This is a genomic window from uncultured Chitinophaga sp. (assembly GCF_902168175.1).
GTDB lineage: Bacteria > Bacteroidota > Bacteroidia > Chitinophagales > Chitinophagaceae > Chitinophaga.
The window spans coordinates 124,283-141,245 of the sequence record NZ_CABHOU010000095.1 but is presented as its reverse complement, the minus strand read 5'-3'; the positions used below and the strand labels follow the sequence as shown (position 1 = coordinate 141,245).

The 16,963-nt window shown below is 48.2% G+C and carries 14 protein-coding genes; 6 read left to right on the top strand and 8 right to left on the bottom strand.

All coding sequences use genetic code 11. The annotated features are described in order from the left end of the window. Positions 1 to 92: 92 nt before the first annotated feature. The 3 genes from QZT80_RS21850 to QZT80_RS21840 all read left to right on the top strand — a co-directional run bounded on the left by QZT80_RS21850 (position 93) and on the right by QZT80_RS21840 (position 3,477). Positions 93 to 1,823 carry an N-acetylmuramoyl-L-alanine amidase gene (locus QZT80_RS21850; RefSeq protein WP_295127242.1) on the top strand — a complete coding sequence of 577 codons (1,731 nt, stop codon included), beginning with the start codon at positions 93 to 95 and terminating at the stop codon, positions 1,821 to 1,823. A gap of 94 nt (positions 1,824 to 1,917) precedes the next feature. Beyond that, complete coding sequence (locus tag QZT80_RS21845; RefSeq protein WP_295127239.1) at positions 1,918 to 2,265, top strand: carboxymuconolactone decarboxylase family protein; 348 nt, start codon at positions 1,918 to 1,920, stop codon at positions 2,263 to 2,265. Between the two features lie 174 nt (positions 2,266 to 2,439). Then, positions 2,440 to 3,477 carry a 2-oxoacid:ferredoxin oxidoreductase subunit beta gene (locus QZT80_RS21840; protein ID WP_295127236.1) on the top strand — a complete coding sequence of 346 codons (1,038 nt, stop codon included), beginning with the start codon at positions 2,440 to 2,442 and terminating at the stop codon, positions 3,475 to 3,477. Between the two features lie 160 nt (positions 3,478 to 3,637). Here QZT80_RS21840 and QZT80_RS21835 read toward each other — a convergent pair whose 3' ends face one another. Beyond that, positions 3,638 to 3,820 (bottom strand): hypothetical protein, encoded by a 183-nt coding sequence (locus QZT80_RS21835; RefSeq protein ID WP_295127234.1) that lies wholly within the window; start codon positions 3,818 to 3,820, stop codon positions 3,638 to 3,640. 463 nt (positions 3,821 to 4,283) lie between these two features. On the opposite strand from QZT80_RS21835, the gene QZT80_RS21830 reads away from it, so the two are divergent. Further along, positions 4,284 to 4,589: a hypothetical protein gene (locus tag QZT80_RS21830; protein ID WP_295127231.1), complete on the top strand. Its 306-nt coding sequence runs from the start codon at positions 4,284 to 4,286 to the stop codon at positions 4,587 to 4,589. Between the two features lie 3 nt (positions 4,590 to 4,592). On the opposite strand, the gene QZT80_RS21825 is transcribed toward QZT80_RS21830, so the two are convergent. Further along, on the bottom strand, positions 4,593 to 5,231 hold the full coding sequence (locus QZT80_RS21825; protein WP_295127227.1) for a LysE family transporter: 639 nt from the start codon (positions 5,229 to 5,231) through the stop codon (positions 4,593 to 4,595). An 18-nt stretch (positions 5,232 to 5,249) separates the two neighbouring features. Further along, positions 5,250 to 6,788: a GH3 auxin-responsive promoter family protein gene (locus QZT80_RS21820; RefSeq protein ID WP_295127224.1), complete on the bottom strand. Its 1,539-nt coding sequence runs from the start codon at positions 6,786 to 6,788 to the stop codon at positions 5,250 to 5,252. Between the two features lie 115 nt (positions 6,789 to 6,903). On the opposite strand from QZT80_RS21820, the gene QZT80_RS21815 reads away from it, so the two are divergent. Together QZT80_RS21815 and thiL are read left to right on the top strand one after the other, a co-directional pair. After that, the gene (locus QZT80_RS21815; protein ID WP_295127222.1) at positions 6,904 to 7,674 is read left to right on the top strand and encodes an inositol monophosphatase family protein; all 771 of its coding nucleotides are present in this window, start codon (positions 6,904 to 6,906) and stop codon (positions 7,672 to 7,674) included. A 78-nt stretch (positions 7,675 to 7,752) separates the two neighbouring features. After that, positions 7,753 to 8,781 (top strand): thiamine-phosphate kinase, encoded by a 1,029-nt coding sequence (gene thiL, locus QZT80_RS21810; RefSeq protein ID WP_295127219.1) that lies wholly within the window; start codon positions 7,753 to 7,755, stop codon positions 8,779 to 8,781. Between the two features lie 137 nt (positions 8,782 to 8,918). Here the strand turns inward: thiL and QZT80_RS21805 are convergent, their stop codons facing one another. From QZT80_RS21805 to QZT80_RS21785, 5 genes are read right to left on the bottom strand one after another with little or no spacing between them, the layout of a single operon-like run. Beyond that, positions 8,919 to 9,632: an SGNH/GDSL hydrolase family protein gene (locus QZT80_RS21805; protein WP_295127216.1), complete on the bottom strand. Its 714-nt coding sequence runs from the start codon at positions 9,630 to 9,632 to the stop codon at positions 8,919 to 8,921. Positions 9,633 to 9,645: 13 nt separating this feature from the next. Beyond that, positions 9,646 to 10,314 (bottom strand): DUF4998 domain-containing protein, encoded by a 669-nt coding sequence (locus tag QZT80_RS21800; RefSeq protein WP_295127212.1) that lies wholly within the window; start codon positions 10,312 to 10,314, stop codon positions 9,646 to 9,648. A 17-nt stretch (positions 10,315 to 10,331) separates the two neighbouring features. Further along, a complete protein-coding gene (locus tag QZT80_RS21795) occupies positions 10,332 to 11,492 on the bottom strand; it encodes a DUF5000 domain-containing lipoprotein (RefSeq protein WP_295127210.1) in 1,161 nt (386 codons plus the stop codon). Positions 11,493 to 11,552: 60 nt separating this feature from the next. Continuing rightward, on the bottom strand, positions 11,553 to 13,442 hold the full coding sequence (locus QZT80_RS21790; RefSeq protein WP_295127208.1) for a RagB/SusD family nutrient uptake outer membrane protein: 1,890 nt from the start codon (positions 13,440 to 13,442) through the stop codon (positions 11,553 to 11,555). A 36-nt stretch (positions 13,443 to 13,478) separates the two neighbouring features. Beyond that, entirely contained in the window at positions 13,479 to 16,907 is a 3,429-nt protein-coding gene (locus QZT80_RS21785; protein ID WP_295127205.1) for a TonB-dependent receptor, read from the bottom strand. Positions 16,908 to 16,963 lie beyond the last annotated feature (56 nt).

Here is a 16,963-nt window from a genome sequence, read left to right as displayed (position 1 = left end):
TCGCTATTTTCATAACTTGTTGCCACCCAAGTATTAACCATTGGAAAACACGCAGCTCACGGTTATTTTTAGACCATCAGAATTACAGACTCATGATGAAAACGACAGGATGCCTGCTGTTACTGGCTCTTATTACCAACCAGGTTAACGCCCAGGAAACCAGGACATTTATACGATTAAACCAACCGTCCAAAGACAATAACGCTGTTACGGCTCCACGCCAGTTCCTGGTAGGCAGCACCTGCAAAGGATGTACGCTTACCATTAACGACAGTACCGCAGTGGTGTACCCTACCGGCGCCTTTGCCCTACCGGTAAATCTTCGCGAAGGCACTAACACCTATCGCTTAAAAACGATCAACACCGACGGAAAAACTGCAGAAAGAAATATCAGTTTCACTTATTCCCTGCCCGAAAAACCGCAGCCGGTAACCACCTTCAGCATTGCCTCCGTTGAAACCTTTCCGGAGGGCAACCTGATGGTACAACCTGGCGACATCATCCGCTTCCGGGTAAAAGCCATGCCCGGCGGTGTTGCCCGGGTAGGCGAAACCCTGTTGTACGAAATGCCGCAGGCACCCATACCGGGTATTTACCAGGGCACGTACACCGTAAAACCCAACGACCCGCTGATTACGGGCACCGGTTTACGGGTAACACTGAAGAAAGATGCCCAGGAAACCAACCGGGTAACGAATGCCATTTTCTCTATGGCACCCTCCGGCCCGCTGGTGATAAAAACGACAGGCGATATGCCGTACCTGGAGTTCGGACTTGGCGACGATCGCCTGGGCGGCGCGCGTATGCAGGTATTGGACACGGCGGTATTGCTGAATGTATCCGGCAAAATCGGGAACGAGTACCGGGTACAGCTGGCCAAGAACCTGACTGCTTACATCCCCGCCGGTCAAACTGCTATTATGCCTGCAGGCACCTTTCCGCCCTCTTCGCTTACCAGCTCCTGGAGGGTTTGGGGGGATGATAAATATGACTATGTGAGCATCGGCCTGGCTGCCAAACTGCCTTACCGCAGTATACAGCAAATCAATCCGGGCCGCATTGTACTCGATATTTTCGGCGCCACGGCCAACACCAACTGGATCACACAGTTGCAAAATGTAAAGGAGATCAAAAACGCTTATTACGAGCAGGTGTCGGACGATATATTCAGGGTAACGATAGACCTTGTGCATCAGCAGCACTGGGGATACAAAATCTATTATAACGGTACCAACCTGGTAGTACGCGTAAAACGCCAGCCTCCAACGCCCAGCCTGCGCGGACTAACGATTACAGTGGACGCCGGCCACGGCGGCAGTAACCCGGGTGCCATGGGCCCTACCGGTGTGTACGAAAAAGAACTAACCTTACTGATTGCCAGGGAATTACAGAACCAGCTCGTAGATGAAGGCGTGAAGGTGATCATGACCCGTATGACCGATTCCTACGTAGACAATACTTACCGCATACTCAACAACCGCGAACGCGATCCCGACCTGCTGGTAAGCATTCACCTGAATTCTGCAGGCAATCCGCTGGATGTACAGGGCACCAGCACCTTCTATAAACACATCGGGTTCCGCCCCTTAAGCACTGCCATCTATAAACGGATGCTGGAGCTGGGTTTAAAGGAATACGGCAACGTGGGCAACTTCAACTTTGCGCTGAATGTGCCTACCGAATACCCGAACGTACTGGTAGAAACATTGTTCCTGAGTAACCCTTCCGACGAAATGCTGGTGCTGGACCCCGACTTCAGGAAACAGATGGCCGCCAGGATAGTACTGGGATTGAAGGACTTTATGGCCGCGGCGGTGAAGTAATTTATCCTACCAAACTGGTAGATTAATAGTATATTTGCTCATTACCGGCGAAACACCGGTTTTTGTTTAATTTAAGCGAGAAATATCATCTTTTATGAGTGAGTTGGTAAAGGAGTTTAACGACTATAGGGAGAAAATGAACGAGGTGATCCTCGGCAAGCAGAATAAAGTGATCAACCGCCTGTTTAACCTGGATACGAATACTTATGCAGAGGGCGCGTTGAGTACAAAAACGAAGGAAATGCTGGGTTTAGTGGCTTCGATGGTATTACGTTGCGACGATTGCATCAAGTATCACCTGGGTAAAGCACACGAAGAAGGGGTAACGACCGATGAGATGTACGAGATATTTGCCGTGGCGAATATTGTGGGCGGCACGATCGTTATTCCGCACACCAGGCGGGCGGCAGAGTATTGGGAAGAATTACAGGGCACCAATTAAAGTATTGCGATAATAAGCAGCATCACTATATTTGTCCTCTTATTTTGTTACGACCATCTCAATTGTTGCCTGTATGTCAGGTTTTTGTTGCGCGTTCCGTTATCCACCGGCTGCCGTAGGCGTTGATGGGGGAATTCGTAACTTTGTATCAAATCTATATATAAACACGATAAAATGTCAACAGCTACTGTTACTCCGCAACCGTTAACGGCCAAGGATTTCGCCACGGACCAGGAAGTTCGCTGGTGCCCGGGCTGCGGGGACTATTCCATATTGAAACAGGTGCAAACGATCATGCCAGGCCTGGGGATCCCTAAAGAGAATATTGTAATCGTTTCTGGAATCGGTTGTTCTTCCCGTTTCCCTTATTATATGAATACTTACGGCATGCACTCGATCCACGGCCGCGCTACCGCGATAGCCTCGGGTCTGAAAGCTGCCCGTCCTGAACTGAGCGTTTGGGTGGTAACCGGCGACGGCGACAGCCTTTCGATCGGTGGTAACCACACTATACACCTGCTGCGCCGCAACTTCGATATCAATATCATGTTGTTCAACAACCAGATTTATGGTTTGACCAAAGGCCAGTATTCACCCACTTCAGAGATTAATAAGGTAACCAAATCGACTCCTTTCGGCAGCATCGACCATCCTTTTAACCCACTGGCCCTGGCCCTGGGTGCGGATGCCACCTTTATTGCCCGCAGTATGGACCGCGATCCCAAACACCTGCAGGAGTTGCTGAAACGCAGCCATGCCCACAAAGGCGCTTCCTTCCTGGAAATCTACCAGAACTGTAACATCTTTAACGATGGTGCTTTCGAGGTATTTACCGAGAAGAGCAGCAAACCCATGGAAACCGTATTCGTGGAGCAGGGCCAGCCCCTGATCTTCGGCGCAGCCAAGGATAAAGGCATTAAACTGGACGGCCTCCGCCCGGTGGTAGTTGACCTGAACGACGGTGTACATACCGCCGCCGACCTCTGGATACACGATGAACACGATTTCTACAAAGCCCAGATACTCACCCGCATGTTCGACGATCCGCGTATTGAAGGTCACCTTCCGCGTCCGTTCGGCGTATTTTACCAGGCGTTCCGCCCCACCTACGAAGATATCATGGTGGCCCAGTTGGACGATGCGCTCAGCAAACGCGGCCCCGGTAATCTCGACAAACTGCTTGCGGGCAACGAAACATGGACAATCAAATAACTATAGAGACCGGCTACTTAGCCGGTCTTTTTTTTGGTACCCGGCCGTGGTGGTACTATCGGGCCGCCGTTGCGTCGCACACTTCAGCGGGGGAACAACATTGGGCAATGCAGCCTGCGCGGTATATACACCGCCGGGGCATACTTAATGCTTCAGATGGCTACTCCACGACCAATCTATAGCTTGTACTTCTTCCACCTCCCTCTTCTTTCACAAGCAAACCGCGCTCTATCAAATCGTGGATATCCCGTACAGCCGTATCCTGTGATGTTTTAGTGATCACCGCCCACTTTGAGGAGGTAAGCTTACCATGAAAACCGTCCAGCAGTTTATTCAACATCATCTTCTGACGGTGGTTTACCTGTTTTGTAGCAGGCTGCTCCCAAAAACGGGATTTCCTTGTAACGATGTCAAATGTATCCGTAGTAAACCTATAGCAGGACAAGACCAATACTCAAAAAACACTGGAAAGCACCTCCAAAAAGAGGTGTCAACCTCAAACAGGACTATTCCTGAAACCTGTAAACCGGCTTCAGGACAATCAAGATCTTTGTAAACCAAATTCAGTATTTCCTAACAACAGGTGTAAACCTATAGCAGGACAAGCCCCTCCAAGCAGGATAGTTGCAGGATCCTTGCCTCATCCTAGGTTCATCCTAGGCTCATCCTAGGTTCATTCTAGGTTCATCCTAGGCTTAATAACCTAGAATAAACCTAGTATCAACGAACAATGAACCTTAGATATACGTTATACGCATAAAGGATCCTGCAAGGATCCGGCATGTTTACTTAAAGAATGTTCGATTATGGCAATTTCTACCAATGTTATGTTGTTAGCGTTATCAGGAACGATCGCTAACCAGTTGACAGTCAAGAATTATAATGGCAAAGCGGTGATCTGTAAAAAGATCGGGGCGCGGGAAAAGAAAGGTACTGATAAGCAGTTGGATAATGAGTACACGTTTAAGATCGCGAATCAGGTGGTAAAAGAGCGTTATGCAGATCTTGCGCAGCGGGAAGCGGCAAGAGTACGCCTGAAGGTGCCGTACGGCAAGAACCTGTACGGGGCGATGCTGAAAGAGTATTACGAGGAACTGAAAAACGAAGAATAGGGATCAGTGGCTTCCAAACTCCATGTTAAACGCCGACCTTAAGAACAGTACCAGTCCGAAAATAATCATACAAACGGCGGCAATACGATTAAGCCATCCTACGGTGGTGAGGGTGAGTTTGTGCCTGATTTTATCGGCAATAAATACTTTGAGGATATCGAAGGATAACACCATGCCGAGGGCGGTGCCGTAAAGGACTAAGCGGTGACTGAAGGTTTCGCCGATATTGGCGATGGTTACGGGGAGCCAGAAGAGGATAACACCGGGATTAAGGGTATTCATCAGGAAGCCGGCGGTCCAGATTTTAGCGTAATCGCTGGTACGGAACATTTCGGGGCGCTCGTCGCCGGTAACGATTTTTACCTTTTTGAAGAGCAGCCCGTAAAGTCCCATACCAATAAGCAGGACGCCGCCACCGAAACCGATGCTGCGGTTATACTGTTCCATCCCTGAAATAAAAGAACTGGCTATGTTGCCGGCCAGTACGAACAGTATATCGCTCATACTTACGCCCAGCGCAAAGCTAATACCAGCCTTAAACCCATTGTTTAGGCTGTATTTGATAATGGCGAATATTACCGGTCCTACGGATACGGATAATACAACGCCAAGCGCCAATCCTTTTATTATGGCTGAATACATGCGAAGAATCTGCCGCTTTTACATTTTATGTTTCACCCCTGCTACGAATTTCTCCCAGTCTTTCAGCTTATCGCCTTTCAGTACACGGGGGAATTTATTCATCGCACCTTCTTTGCCTTTATGGCGCATGTAGTCGATGAATACGTCGTTGGGCATTACCTCCACAAATATTTCTTTAAGCGCGGCAGTTCTTTCCACCGCGTAATCGTCATTTACTTCACTGAGCGTTTGATCGATAATTTCCCTGATCTGTGCCGCGTCCGCATCTGTTGCATCAGTGCCGATGTACCAGCGGTGGGCGAACAGGTTTTCGTAACTGAAGCCGGCCACGGTAAATTCACGGATAGTGATCCCCATCTTCTTCTGCACCGTATCGATAGCCTTGTTCATATTATCCACGCTCATATGCTCGCCGCAGAGGCTCAGGAACTGTTTGGTACGGCCTACGATCACGATCTCATGTTCCTTCACAGAAGTGAATTTCACCACATCGCCAATAATATAACGCCATGCGCCTGCGCAGGTAGATAACATTACGGCGTACTCCTGGTCTTCCACCACCTCATGCACCATATACGACTTAGGGTTCGGTTTCACCTCACCGTCGGCATCGAAGTTTTCTTCGTTGAAGGGAACGAATTCGTAGAAAATACCGGCATTCAGCACCAGTTTGATTCCCTTTACACCAGGGCGGGCCTGGAAACCGAAGGAACCTTCGGAGGCCATGTAAGTTTCTATAAAGGTGATGGGTTTGCCCAGCAGCTTCTGGAAACTATCGCGGTATGGCTCGAACGATACGCCGCCATGGATATAGATAGCCAGGTTAGGCCATATTTCGTGTATGTTCTTTACGTTGTGATACTTGATAATTTCTTCCAGTACGATCTGTACCCAGGCAGGAACACCACACACCGTGCCTACATCCCATTGCGGGGCTTTCCGCACGATCAGCTTAATACGTTGTTCCCAGTTTGGTTTTTTAGAGATATTACCGCCTGGTTTATAGAAACGGCGGAACCATTTAGGAATGTTCTTTGCCTGGATGCCGCTCATATCGCCCTCGTAGTAATCGCCTTTCTCGTACAAGGAGGTAGTGCCGCCCAGCATGAGGATACCTTTTTCGAAAGATTTAGGCGGTACGTTGAAGTTAGCCATCGAGTATAGCTGTTTTACCCCTACCTTTTTCACCGTTTTAAGCATCGCGCGGGTAACAGGTATATGTTTACTCGCCGACTCGGAGGTACCGGAACTCAATGCGAAGTACTTCACTTTTTCCGGCCAGCTTACATTTGCTTCCCCTTCGAGGCACTTATGCCACCATTCGGCGTGCATCTTATTATAGTTGTGCACCGGGATGCGGTTACGATACTGCGCAACCCAGTTAGGGCTGTTCAGGATATCCTGGTAGCGGTAGTGCTCCCCGAACTGTGTATGTTTAGCTTTCTCCAGCAGGCGGTGCAGTGTCTGCATCTGGTATTGGCGGGGGGTACCCAGTTTGAATGTGAACTGCTTGCGTATGCGAAGTGAACGTGATATCAGATTACCAATAATGGCCATTAACTTTCCCTCTTATGTTTGAAATGCAAAAATAGTTCATTTATACCCTCCGGCAATGGCCTTTTCGTATAAACGACCCGGGCAGGATTTTCCAAAATCCCATTACCTTTGCTGCATGTTAAAAGCAACGTTACTCAAAGCTACACAAGCCGGTGCAAAAGTTTTAAAGGAATATTTTAACGGAACGTTCGAAATTTCCAGCAAAAGTACTACCAACGACCTGGTTACAGAGGCCGATAAAAAAGCCGAAGAAGCCATCATTGCAGCTATCCGGGAAGACTACCCCGATCATTACATCCTGAGCGAAGAGGCGGGCGACCTGAAAACAGATTCCACTATCAAATGGATCATCGACCCGATAGATGGAACGGTGAATTTCGCTCATAACATCCCTCTTTGCTGCGTATCCATAGGTGTGGAGCAGGATGGGGAAATGATACTTGGCGCTGTTTACAATCCAATTATTAACGAGTTCTTCTTTGCCCAGAAAGGTTTTGGCGCTACGTTAAACGACCAGAAAATTTCCGTGTCAAAGAAAACCGATATGGCGAAGGCCTGCCTGGTTACCGGTTTTCCTTATAACTGGGAAGATATGCCTAACGACCCGATGCAGGTGTTCGCCCGCTTTGTGAAGGAAGGCCTGCCCGTACGCCGCTTAGGTTCTGCCGCCATCGACCTTTGCTGGGTAGCAGCAGGCAGGTTCGATGGTTTCTGGGAACATAACCTCAACGCCTGGGACAGTGCCGCCGGAGCGCTGATCGTGAAGGAAGCAGGAGGAACGGTTACCGACTTCGGGGGTAATCCTTATAATCCTTTTCAGCGTAAAGTGCTGGCCACCAATGGTCACATTCACGCCGATCTATTAAACGTGATCAACAACGGGTAACCGTATCGTATACACCGCAGCCGGCCGCAGCAACAATGGCGGCCTGGTTATTCGTCACCGTTACTGAACCATTTTATCATGGAAGAAAGAACTGAAATAGAATCATTAGGCGAGTTTGGCCTCATCGACCATCTCACCCGTAATATCGAGATCCATAACGCCAGCACCGTACTGGGTGTGGGCGACGATGCCGCCGTGATCGACCACTTTGGCAAACAAACCGTTATTAGTACGGATGTGCTGGTAGAAAATATCCACTTTGACCTGATGTACACCCCGCTTAAACACCTGGGTTACAAGTCAGTGGTGGTAAACCTCTCCGACATCTGCGCCATGAACGCTGTTCCTACACACATCACCGTTAGCATAGCCTTCTCCAACCGCTTTTCCCTGGAAGCGCTGGACGAATTTTATGAAGGTGTATATGCCGCCTGCGAGCGTTACAAAGTAGATCTTATCGGCGGCGACACCAGTTCGTCACAGAAAGGTTTCTTCATCAGCGTAACGGCTGTTGGCGAAGTAGCTCCTGATAAGTTCGTAAAACGATCTACCGCACAAAAAGGCGATCTTATATGTGTGAGCGGCGACCTGGGCGGCGCCTACCTGGGCCTCACCATCCTGGAAAGAGAGAAGCAGATATTCCTCGAAAATCCAAAAGTGCAGCCCGATCTCGAAAACCAGACTTATATTATTGGCCGCCAGCTTAAACCAGAAGCCCGCCTGGATATTATCCAGTACCTGGCCGAAAAAGAAGTGGTGCCCACCGCCATGATGGACGTAAGCGACGGCCTCAGCTCGGAAATACTGCACATCTGCAAACAAAGCCAGCTGGGCGCAGTACTGTACGAAGAAAAGCTGCCCATCCACAGCGATGCTAAAATGATGGGCATGCAGTTCGGTTTAGACCCAACCGCCTGCGCATTAAGTGGCGGCGAAGATTACGAACTGCTGTTCACGATCAAACAGGAGGACTATGATAAACTGACACTGTCCGAAGAGATCAGTGTAATTGGTTACATGCAGGAGATGGAAAAAGGCGTGAACATCATTACCCGCGGCGGCAATCAGCACCCGATTACGGCGCAGGGATGGAACGCGTTTAAATAGTAACTACACAAGCTTTTAATATATCGGCCGGGATACTCTCCCGGCCGATTTTATTTATGTCATCGCCCTAAAAAAATATCCGCCACTGCATACAGCAGTGACGGACTTTCACACTCAGTTTTCTATGCATAAATAGCTTACCCTTCCAGCAACTTTTTAAGGTGAGCCGGGTAACTGGCGTTGCCGCCGCCACCATTGGTAATACTATCTCCAAAACAGACGATCTTACCTGTTTTGAGTTTATTGTATTTGATGAAGTCGTATACAGCCAGCGAAATAAAGCGGTAACCCGTTGAGGTGGGATGAACGCCATCCGTTTTTTGACTGTTAGCCTCGTTCATAATAAGACTGTCGCTGTTTTTACCAACGTTGCCTATACGGTCGAAAATAGCGCCGAGGTCGAGCAGGTAGGTTTTATGCTCAGCGGCCAACGCTTTGATCGTTTCGTTCACCTGCGCCCTGCGGCCCATAGGCCCATCATCACCATAATGCGCCGGGGGGTGCCGGGTAAACAAATACTCTTCGATAAAAGGCAGGATGGTCATGACCACCACCTGGCTCCCCGTGCTTTTAACAGCCGTAATGATCTGTGCCATGTTTTGTTTATACTGCTGCAGCGGTATATACTTCATGCTGTTCATATCATTGGTGCCGCACATCAGCACCGTGAGCGAGGGTTTATGATCAAGACAGTCTTTCTGCATACGTTTAAGCAGGTCGGCGGTATTGTTACCGCCGATGCCTGCGTTAATTACTTCTGCAGCGCCTGCATGACCGGCAAATGCGGGCACTTTAATGGTGAGCGCCGCAGCGCCGAGGAATGAAGCGGATATGAATTTTCTGCGTTGCAATGATATCTTACAATTAAAAGTTAACAGTGACCTTAGCCGATCTGAAAGTATCGATGGCGACAGCCTGTGGCTTATACAAAGTATGATAATCCAGGGTATTATTCAAGGGGATAATATCCAGTATCGTCGTTTTTTCCGCGACCGGCACATACCATGTTTTATCGGCCCCGTCCAGGTCTTTGTAAAACAGCTCCACACCTATTGCACGGGGGTCTGCATCCTGCCAGTCCAATTTTAATGTAGTGCCCACCTTCGTTTTTGTTTTCAGTAAACGGTTCAGTAACGTGCTTTCATAAAATGCGCCGTATACATCGCCGTTTATTTCCGTTTTGATAGATCGGTTTTTCAGGTTATTGTAGTTGTATACAGTAAAGGTGTAAGGGCCTTCCGCCATATTGTCGAGCATCACGGTTACCGTATCCACACCAGCGGTGCGTTTTATAAATACCTCTGCGGAATCTCTTCCGCGGTTCCAGTAAATACGGCTGGTGGTGATAGAAGCATCGCTGGTAAGCAGCCAGCGTAACTGGATGCGTTTTTTACCAGGAAACACCTTCAGTGAATCCGGTTTGCCTGCATATACTATCTCTCCTCCGGGGGCGAAATCCCGATAGTCCTCATCCGTTTTATTACAGGCAACAGCTGTTACCAGTAGTATAGCGATATATGTTATCCATTTCATCTTTTACGTTTTTAAGTTTACTTAACTTCTCCGTACAGCGTAGCTTCCGCCATCCACATATAATCCGAGTTACCCCATGTTTGCAACATTTTGATACGGATGTAACGAACAGCGGGAACATCCAGCGGCATTTTAAATTCGTGCCCTGCCTGTGCGGCCAGTATGTCATCGTTAGAGTTGGTACCAATAGGCAGGCCCGAAGGTTTCACGTTCTGGCATTCCGCGAGTTTGGTCCACCCGTTGAAGCTGCCATCTATTGCAGGTTCGTTACTGCCCCATATTTCGAACAGGTACGGATCACCGGCAGCGTACAGCAGGTTTAACTCGTCGATAGCGCCCCTGGGTACATAGTGGAAGCGGCTCAGTTTTGCATTAACACCCAGGTCAAAAGTAAACCAGTGTGGCACACCAGACCCATTTGCGGTACGGAGCCAGGAACTGTTGCTGCTGGAGCCACCTACTATCACATCGTTCCAGAGGTTACTCATCGCCATATTGCTATGCAGGTTTGCGTCGGTAGGCAGCTTTAACGGTTTAAACAGTTTCTTATCCAGTTTTTGTTCGAACATGGGTGTTATCTCCTTCCATACCGTATCGGAGTGGTTGCTCCAGCGGTCGCGAACATATAAACCGAATAAACGTGGCTGGGCGTTGAAGCCGCGTACAGAAAAGGTGCCTTTTTTCTGCGACGTGTAATACATATCGGCAGCCAGTATATCACCTACATTATCTTTCGTTAAGATGCCCACTACGATATTTGCCGAATCGGCATTTACAAAATCAACAGAAATACCGCCGAAGTCCGCATAAAAATTAAGCGATGTAAAAGCGTTTACTACCGGTGGGGCCAGTGGTTTTACCTTTACGGTAACCGGGGCCGACCTTGTTTCCGAACGACTTACAGAATAGAGTTTCACTTCCCTTTCTTCTGTATCGCCAAAGCCTTCGAGTGTAAGGGTGTTGTTGTAATAGGTGGCTATTACTTCCATCTTTTTACCCTTTCTTATTTCATACTCGGCCTTTACATAAAACAGGCTTGGATCTTTAGGAAGTGAATAGGTGAGTTTAGCCTTACCGGCCAGGTTCTCGACCTTTACATCACTTACCACCTGCGGCGTTTTCCCGCCTTCGTTAAGCGGCTCTATTGTTTCTTCCTTACAGGCAAAAAGTAAAGCCATCAGGAGAAATAAAAAATATCTTGATCGCATCTTGCTAAAAATTAAACTTGAACAATAGGATTACCAGCCCGGGCTTTGCACCAGCAGGTTGTTTACAATCAAATCGTTTTCTCTTACAGGCCACAGGTAATCACGTTTGCGGAATGATTGGTTATACAACAAACGTGGCTGATAATACACATCCGCCGTTTTACCTGTATAGTTCCAACCTCTCACCGGTTCGTTCATTACCGCTTCTGCTTCTTTCCAGCGACGTAAATCCCAGAAACGGCCACCTTCGAAAGCCATTTCTATCAGGCGTTCGCGGTGAATAATTTTCCGGAAACCATCTCTGGTAGTGTAGGCAGTAGGATTGGAGGAATAAGTGGTCCAGGATTCTTCTACAGATTTAAGTCCCGCACGGGTACGCACCAGGTTGATCCATTTATAGGCTTCTGCACCCGGGCCTTCACTTTCATTGAGGGCTTCGGAGTACATCAGGTAAAGATCGGCCAGGCGGATGAGCGGCCATGGATAAGTCCTTACAGTTACTTCGGTAGCGCTGGACACTGTTGAAGGGTTCACCAGTTTTTTAGGCCAGTAACCTGTCATCGAATATGCCCATGCGTGGTTATTGGCTATTTGTCCCAGTTTAGCTTCTACGTATACATTGTCCGAATCGGAGAAACGGCCCTGACCAAACCATCTGCCACCATCAAAGCCTAAGTCGGCATAAAAGCGGGTTTCGCGATCAAAGTTGAGGGCCGCGGTTACATAGGCGGGTTTAATAGTGAGCCTGTCTGCATTCGTGCCAGTACGTAAGCTGTAACGGTTATTGTAATCCCAGGTAACATCTTCATCGATAGGTACACCATTCTTTGTATAAAACTGCTCTACTACTTTCAAGGGCACACCGAAGCTCCCCATGGTACCAGATTGTTTATCGCTGTTGTACAGCTTGGGAAGACCTTCCAACTGCAAAGTAGATACGGTGTTATTAGTGCTTGCCCATATTATTTCTGTGTTCCATTTTTCACACAAGGCACTGCGCACACTCATTTCTGTTTTTGTTTGTTCGGAAACGATAAATGGCAGGAAGGCTGGATTATAATAGTAAATCTTAAATCCGGCTTCATGGCACTGGTCAATAGCTGCTTTGCAGGCCAGTGCAGCACGTTCCCATTTAGTAGCATCATACTGAAGAGGGAAAAGTTTTTCACCTTTCTTATTCTCGAAATCCGCATAATCGGTATTACCGTTAAACAACGGGCTGGCGGCGGTAATGAGCAGTTGTGCCTTTACGCTTAGCGCAATGGCCTTTGTAACACGGCCTGCTTCAGTAGCATCATTCAGGATTTTATCAGGCAAATCAGCCGCTGCTTCGTCCAGCAAATGCGCAATATAATTCACGCACGAATCTACAGAAGCCTGCCCTATCTTCACTTCGCCCGGACCTGCAGAAATAGGAATATTCTTTTCAATTAAAGGAATAGGGCCATACATCCGGAACAGGAAGAAGTGGTAGTAAGCCTTCAGGAATTTAGCCTCTGCTTTCCACCTTGTTTTCTCGTACTCGTCCATATCCGGCACCTTATCGATGTTATCGAGAAAGGTGTTACAATCGCGCAGTGCGGTAAACATACCACGGCCGCCCTGAGAGCCGCCCCAGTAGTTGCTGTACGGGTCTACTATGTTCTGGAAACCACGGGCTATTTGCCAGGCAGGCCTCACCTGGTTTACGTTAAAGTCGTTGGCCCACAGTTCGTCGCCGCCCAGTATGGTATGGTAGTTATAAGCGTCCGTATAACGGGGCTGATAGCTATATAGTGTAAACAAGTATTGCTCGGCCTTTGCACGCATACGGAACACATAGTCCACCGTGGCCACATTGTCGGGCACAATATCTAAGTAATGGCAGGAAAAAGCCACCGGCCAGCATAACAGTACCAGCCATAGCCTGAGTCTTTTCATAACGTTTCTTATTAGCATATCTATGAGTGCTGATTGTTAAAATGAAATTTGTGCGCCTAAGTTGATCACGCGTTGTACCGGATAACCCAATCCATTACCGCCCATTTCCACATCCCAGAGTTTAAAACGGCTAAAGGAGAGCAGGTTGATACCGCTGGCATAAATACGCGCCTTTTCGATCTTCGCTCTTTTAGCTGCGGCAGGACGAACAGTGTAACCGATCTCCATTGTTTTTAAACGAAGGAAAGCACCGTTGCGCATAAACCAGGTACTGTTTTGCGTATTGTTGTTAATAGCCCTGTTGCTCAGGCGTGGCCACAACGCGTACAGGTTGCGGTTATCTTCCGACCAATGATCATCTGCATAGGCCTTCAGCAAAGCACGATCGTTTACGAACGGCGCTGTTGCATTTGCATCTATCCAGAAAGATTCACGTGCCAGACCCTGGAAAAACGCCGACATATCGAACTGACGATAACCGGTAGAAAGACCAAAGCCGTATACGATTTCAGGTGTAGTGGGATAACCAATGGCTACCATGTCGCGGGTAGAAATAATGCCATCCCCATTTACATCATGAAACTTGATATCACCTGCGCCGTATTCGCCAAAGCTTTGCTGAGGCGAGTTAAGCACTTCTTTATCATCTGCAAACAAACGTTCGGCGATGTAACCTCTTACCTGCGATAACGGAGAGCCTACGCGGGATAGATATTTCTCATCGTAGTCAGGCTCTTCATACACCTCAAACTTGCTGGTAGAATAGGTGAAGTTACCCCTTGCCTGTACCCAGAAGTGGCGGGAGAAGTTATGGCTGTAATCCACCGAAAGGTCCAGACCTTTACCGGTTGCTTCGCCAATGTTCGCTTTCACGTCCGCATTTGCCAGCACACCCATGGTTACCGGGATAGATGCCCTTGTCATGAGGATGTTGCGGCGATGTTCGGAGTACACGTCCAGTAAGATGTTAAGATTATTGAACAAGCCAACCTCTAAGCCCCAGTTAGTTTTGGTAGCAGTTTCCCAGGTGATACTATTGTTACCGTAGCGATTTACGAACACGCCATTGCGGCCGTAACCATTATCCGTACCAAATACCGACGCACGGCTCGGATCGTTCATATTCACATCAGAGAGATAGAAGAAGCGGTCTTCCGGCGCACCGATCGCATCGTTACCCACCAGGCCATAAGTATAGCGCAGTTTAAGGTTATGCACGATACGCTCGTAAGGCTTCATGAATTTTTCGTTAGATATCAGCCAGGCACCGCCCACAGATGGGAAGAAACCAAAACGCTTGTCCTCATAAAACCTTTCGGAACCATTATAGCCAAAATCAAATTCGGCGAAGTAACGGTTATCGTAAGAGTAAGTGTAACGGCCCGACAAACCTATGTTCCGGTGAGGTAGCGACAATTGCAGGCTGCCGGCGTTAGCGGTAATCTGGTTGTTCATCAGGAACACCATCATAGCGCTTACGTTGTGTTTATCAAAAAACGTACGGTTATAGTTCGCCGTTGTTTGAATATAGGTAGTAGCGTTAATGTCCTTCTGGCCTTCGTCGTAGTTCAGGTATTCTGTACCACCATTGGGGTTCAGTTGTACCAGATCGTACGAATTGGCGTATTTATCGTACAGCCCCACCTGGTACCAGAAGGGATTGTAAAAGCGCGACACATCGAAGAACGAAGTACGTGTGGTGTTAAACATTGCGTGCAGCGATAACCCTTCTGTAATAAAAGCAAGGTTCTGCTTTACTTCGAACTGCGCCAGGATATTGGAGCGGGTATACTCTCTATACCCGCGTACCATATCGGCATAGGGATTAATAAAATTACCGGTACCATAGTTACCGAACATGATATGCTGGGTATGGGTGTGCGCACTATCCACAGGGAAGTAGGCAGGGAACAACACCGGGTTGGCGTTCATGACGCGGTTATACATTTGCGTACCCCCGTTAAGCGGACCGTTATAATCATCGAAAGTACCGTACAAACGCACACCTACTTCGGTGGTTTTTGTAAGGTTGATGTTTACATTCGAACGCAGTGCGTATGTTTTTAAGTTGATATTATTGTTGAAGTTGTTACGCTTATCTACTTTCAACACGCCATTATCCTGGTTAAAAGTAGCGGCCAGGTAATAACGCGCTATTTTACCACCACCCGATACGTTGAAGTTCGCACGCTGGTTATTTGCGTTGTTCTTAAACAGCTCTTTACGCCAATCCGTTGCCGGGTACACGTATTTATTGGTACCAGCTATCGTATTGTCGATTTTAGCTTCAGAGTAAGGCAGTACGCCCAGCGGGTCGCGGGTAAGTACGGCTTCGTTGCCTAAGCGCATGTATGTGATAGGGTCGGCCAGTTCAACGTTTTTAGTGGGGGCAGATAAGGAATTTTCTACCCTTACAGATACTTTTGCCTTGCCTTCGCTACCTTCTTTCGTGGTAACGAGTATTACACCATTTGCGCCACGGGCGCCGTACAGTGCGGTAGAAGTCGCATCTTTCAAAATAGAAAAACTGGCGATGTCATCTACCTGCAAACGGGCCAGGTCGGTGCTGGTTAATTCAATACCATCGATCAGGATCAGCGGGTCTTTTTTGTAACCGAAAGTGGTAACGCCACGGATAAAGAAGTCCGCATTATCGGCACCAGGTTCGCCGCTGCGCTGGTAGGCAATAACGCCGGCCATACGTCCGGCCAGGGCCGTAGTTAAGTTACTGGAAGGCACTTTCAGTTCTTTTGGATTGATCGTAGTTACCGCGCCTACCACTTCTCTTTTCTTCTGTTTACCAAAACCTACGATCACCGTTTCGTCCAGCTGGTTGCTGGCGGGAGCCAGTTGTACGTTAATTACATCGCGGCCATTGATCACTATTTCCTGCTTATCGTAACCGATCATGCTGAAAATAAGCGTGGTAGCCCCATCCGGGATGTCCAGGATGTATTTACCACTCAGATCAGTAGTCGTACCTACACTCGGCTTTTCCTTAACCGCGATGGTAACACCGGGCAGCGGGAAACCGGCCGTATCCGTTACCAAACCACGGGCGTCTTTACGCACGAGGGCGGCGATACTTTCGTTGTTGTCGCCTTTAGTGGTAATGGCAATAAGGTTACCCTCCAGTAATTTGTACTGCAGGTTAGCCATTGGCAGCACTGTTTCCAGCACTTTAAACACATCTTCCTCCTTCACGTTCAGGTCTACTTTTTTATCAGCCTGCAGCTTACGTTCGCTGAAAAGGAAGTGATATTTTGTTTGCGCTTCTATCGCCATCAGCACTTTCCGTATGTCAGCCGACTGGAAGGACATAGAAACCTTGTCCTGCGAGTGTACCGCTGCAGAAATGTGAAGGAAAGAAACGAGGATAAGTAAAAAGGTCAATTTCATAACGACGAATACCTTTAGCAGCACATGCGGCGGTCCGAAAGCATGCACCAGATGCTTTTTTTTCATAACTTACGTAGAATTAGTAGTAAAAAATCGGAAGCCGCGGTCGCTCAAAACTAAGG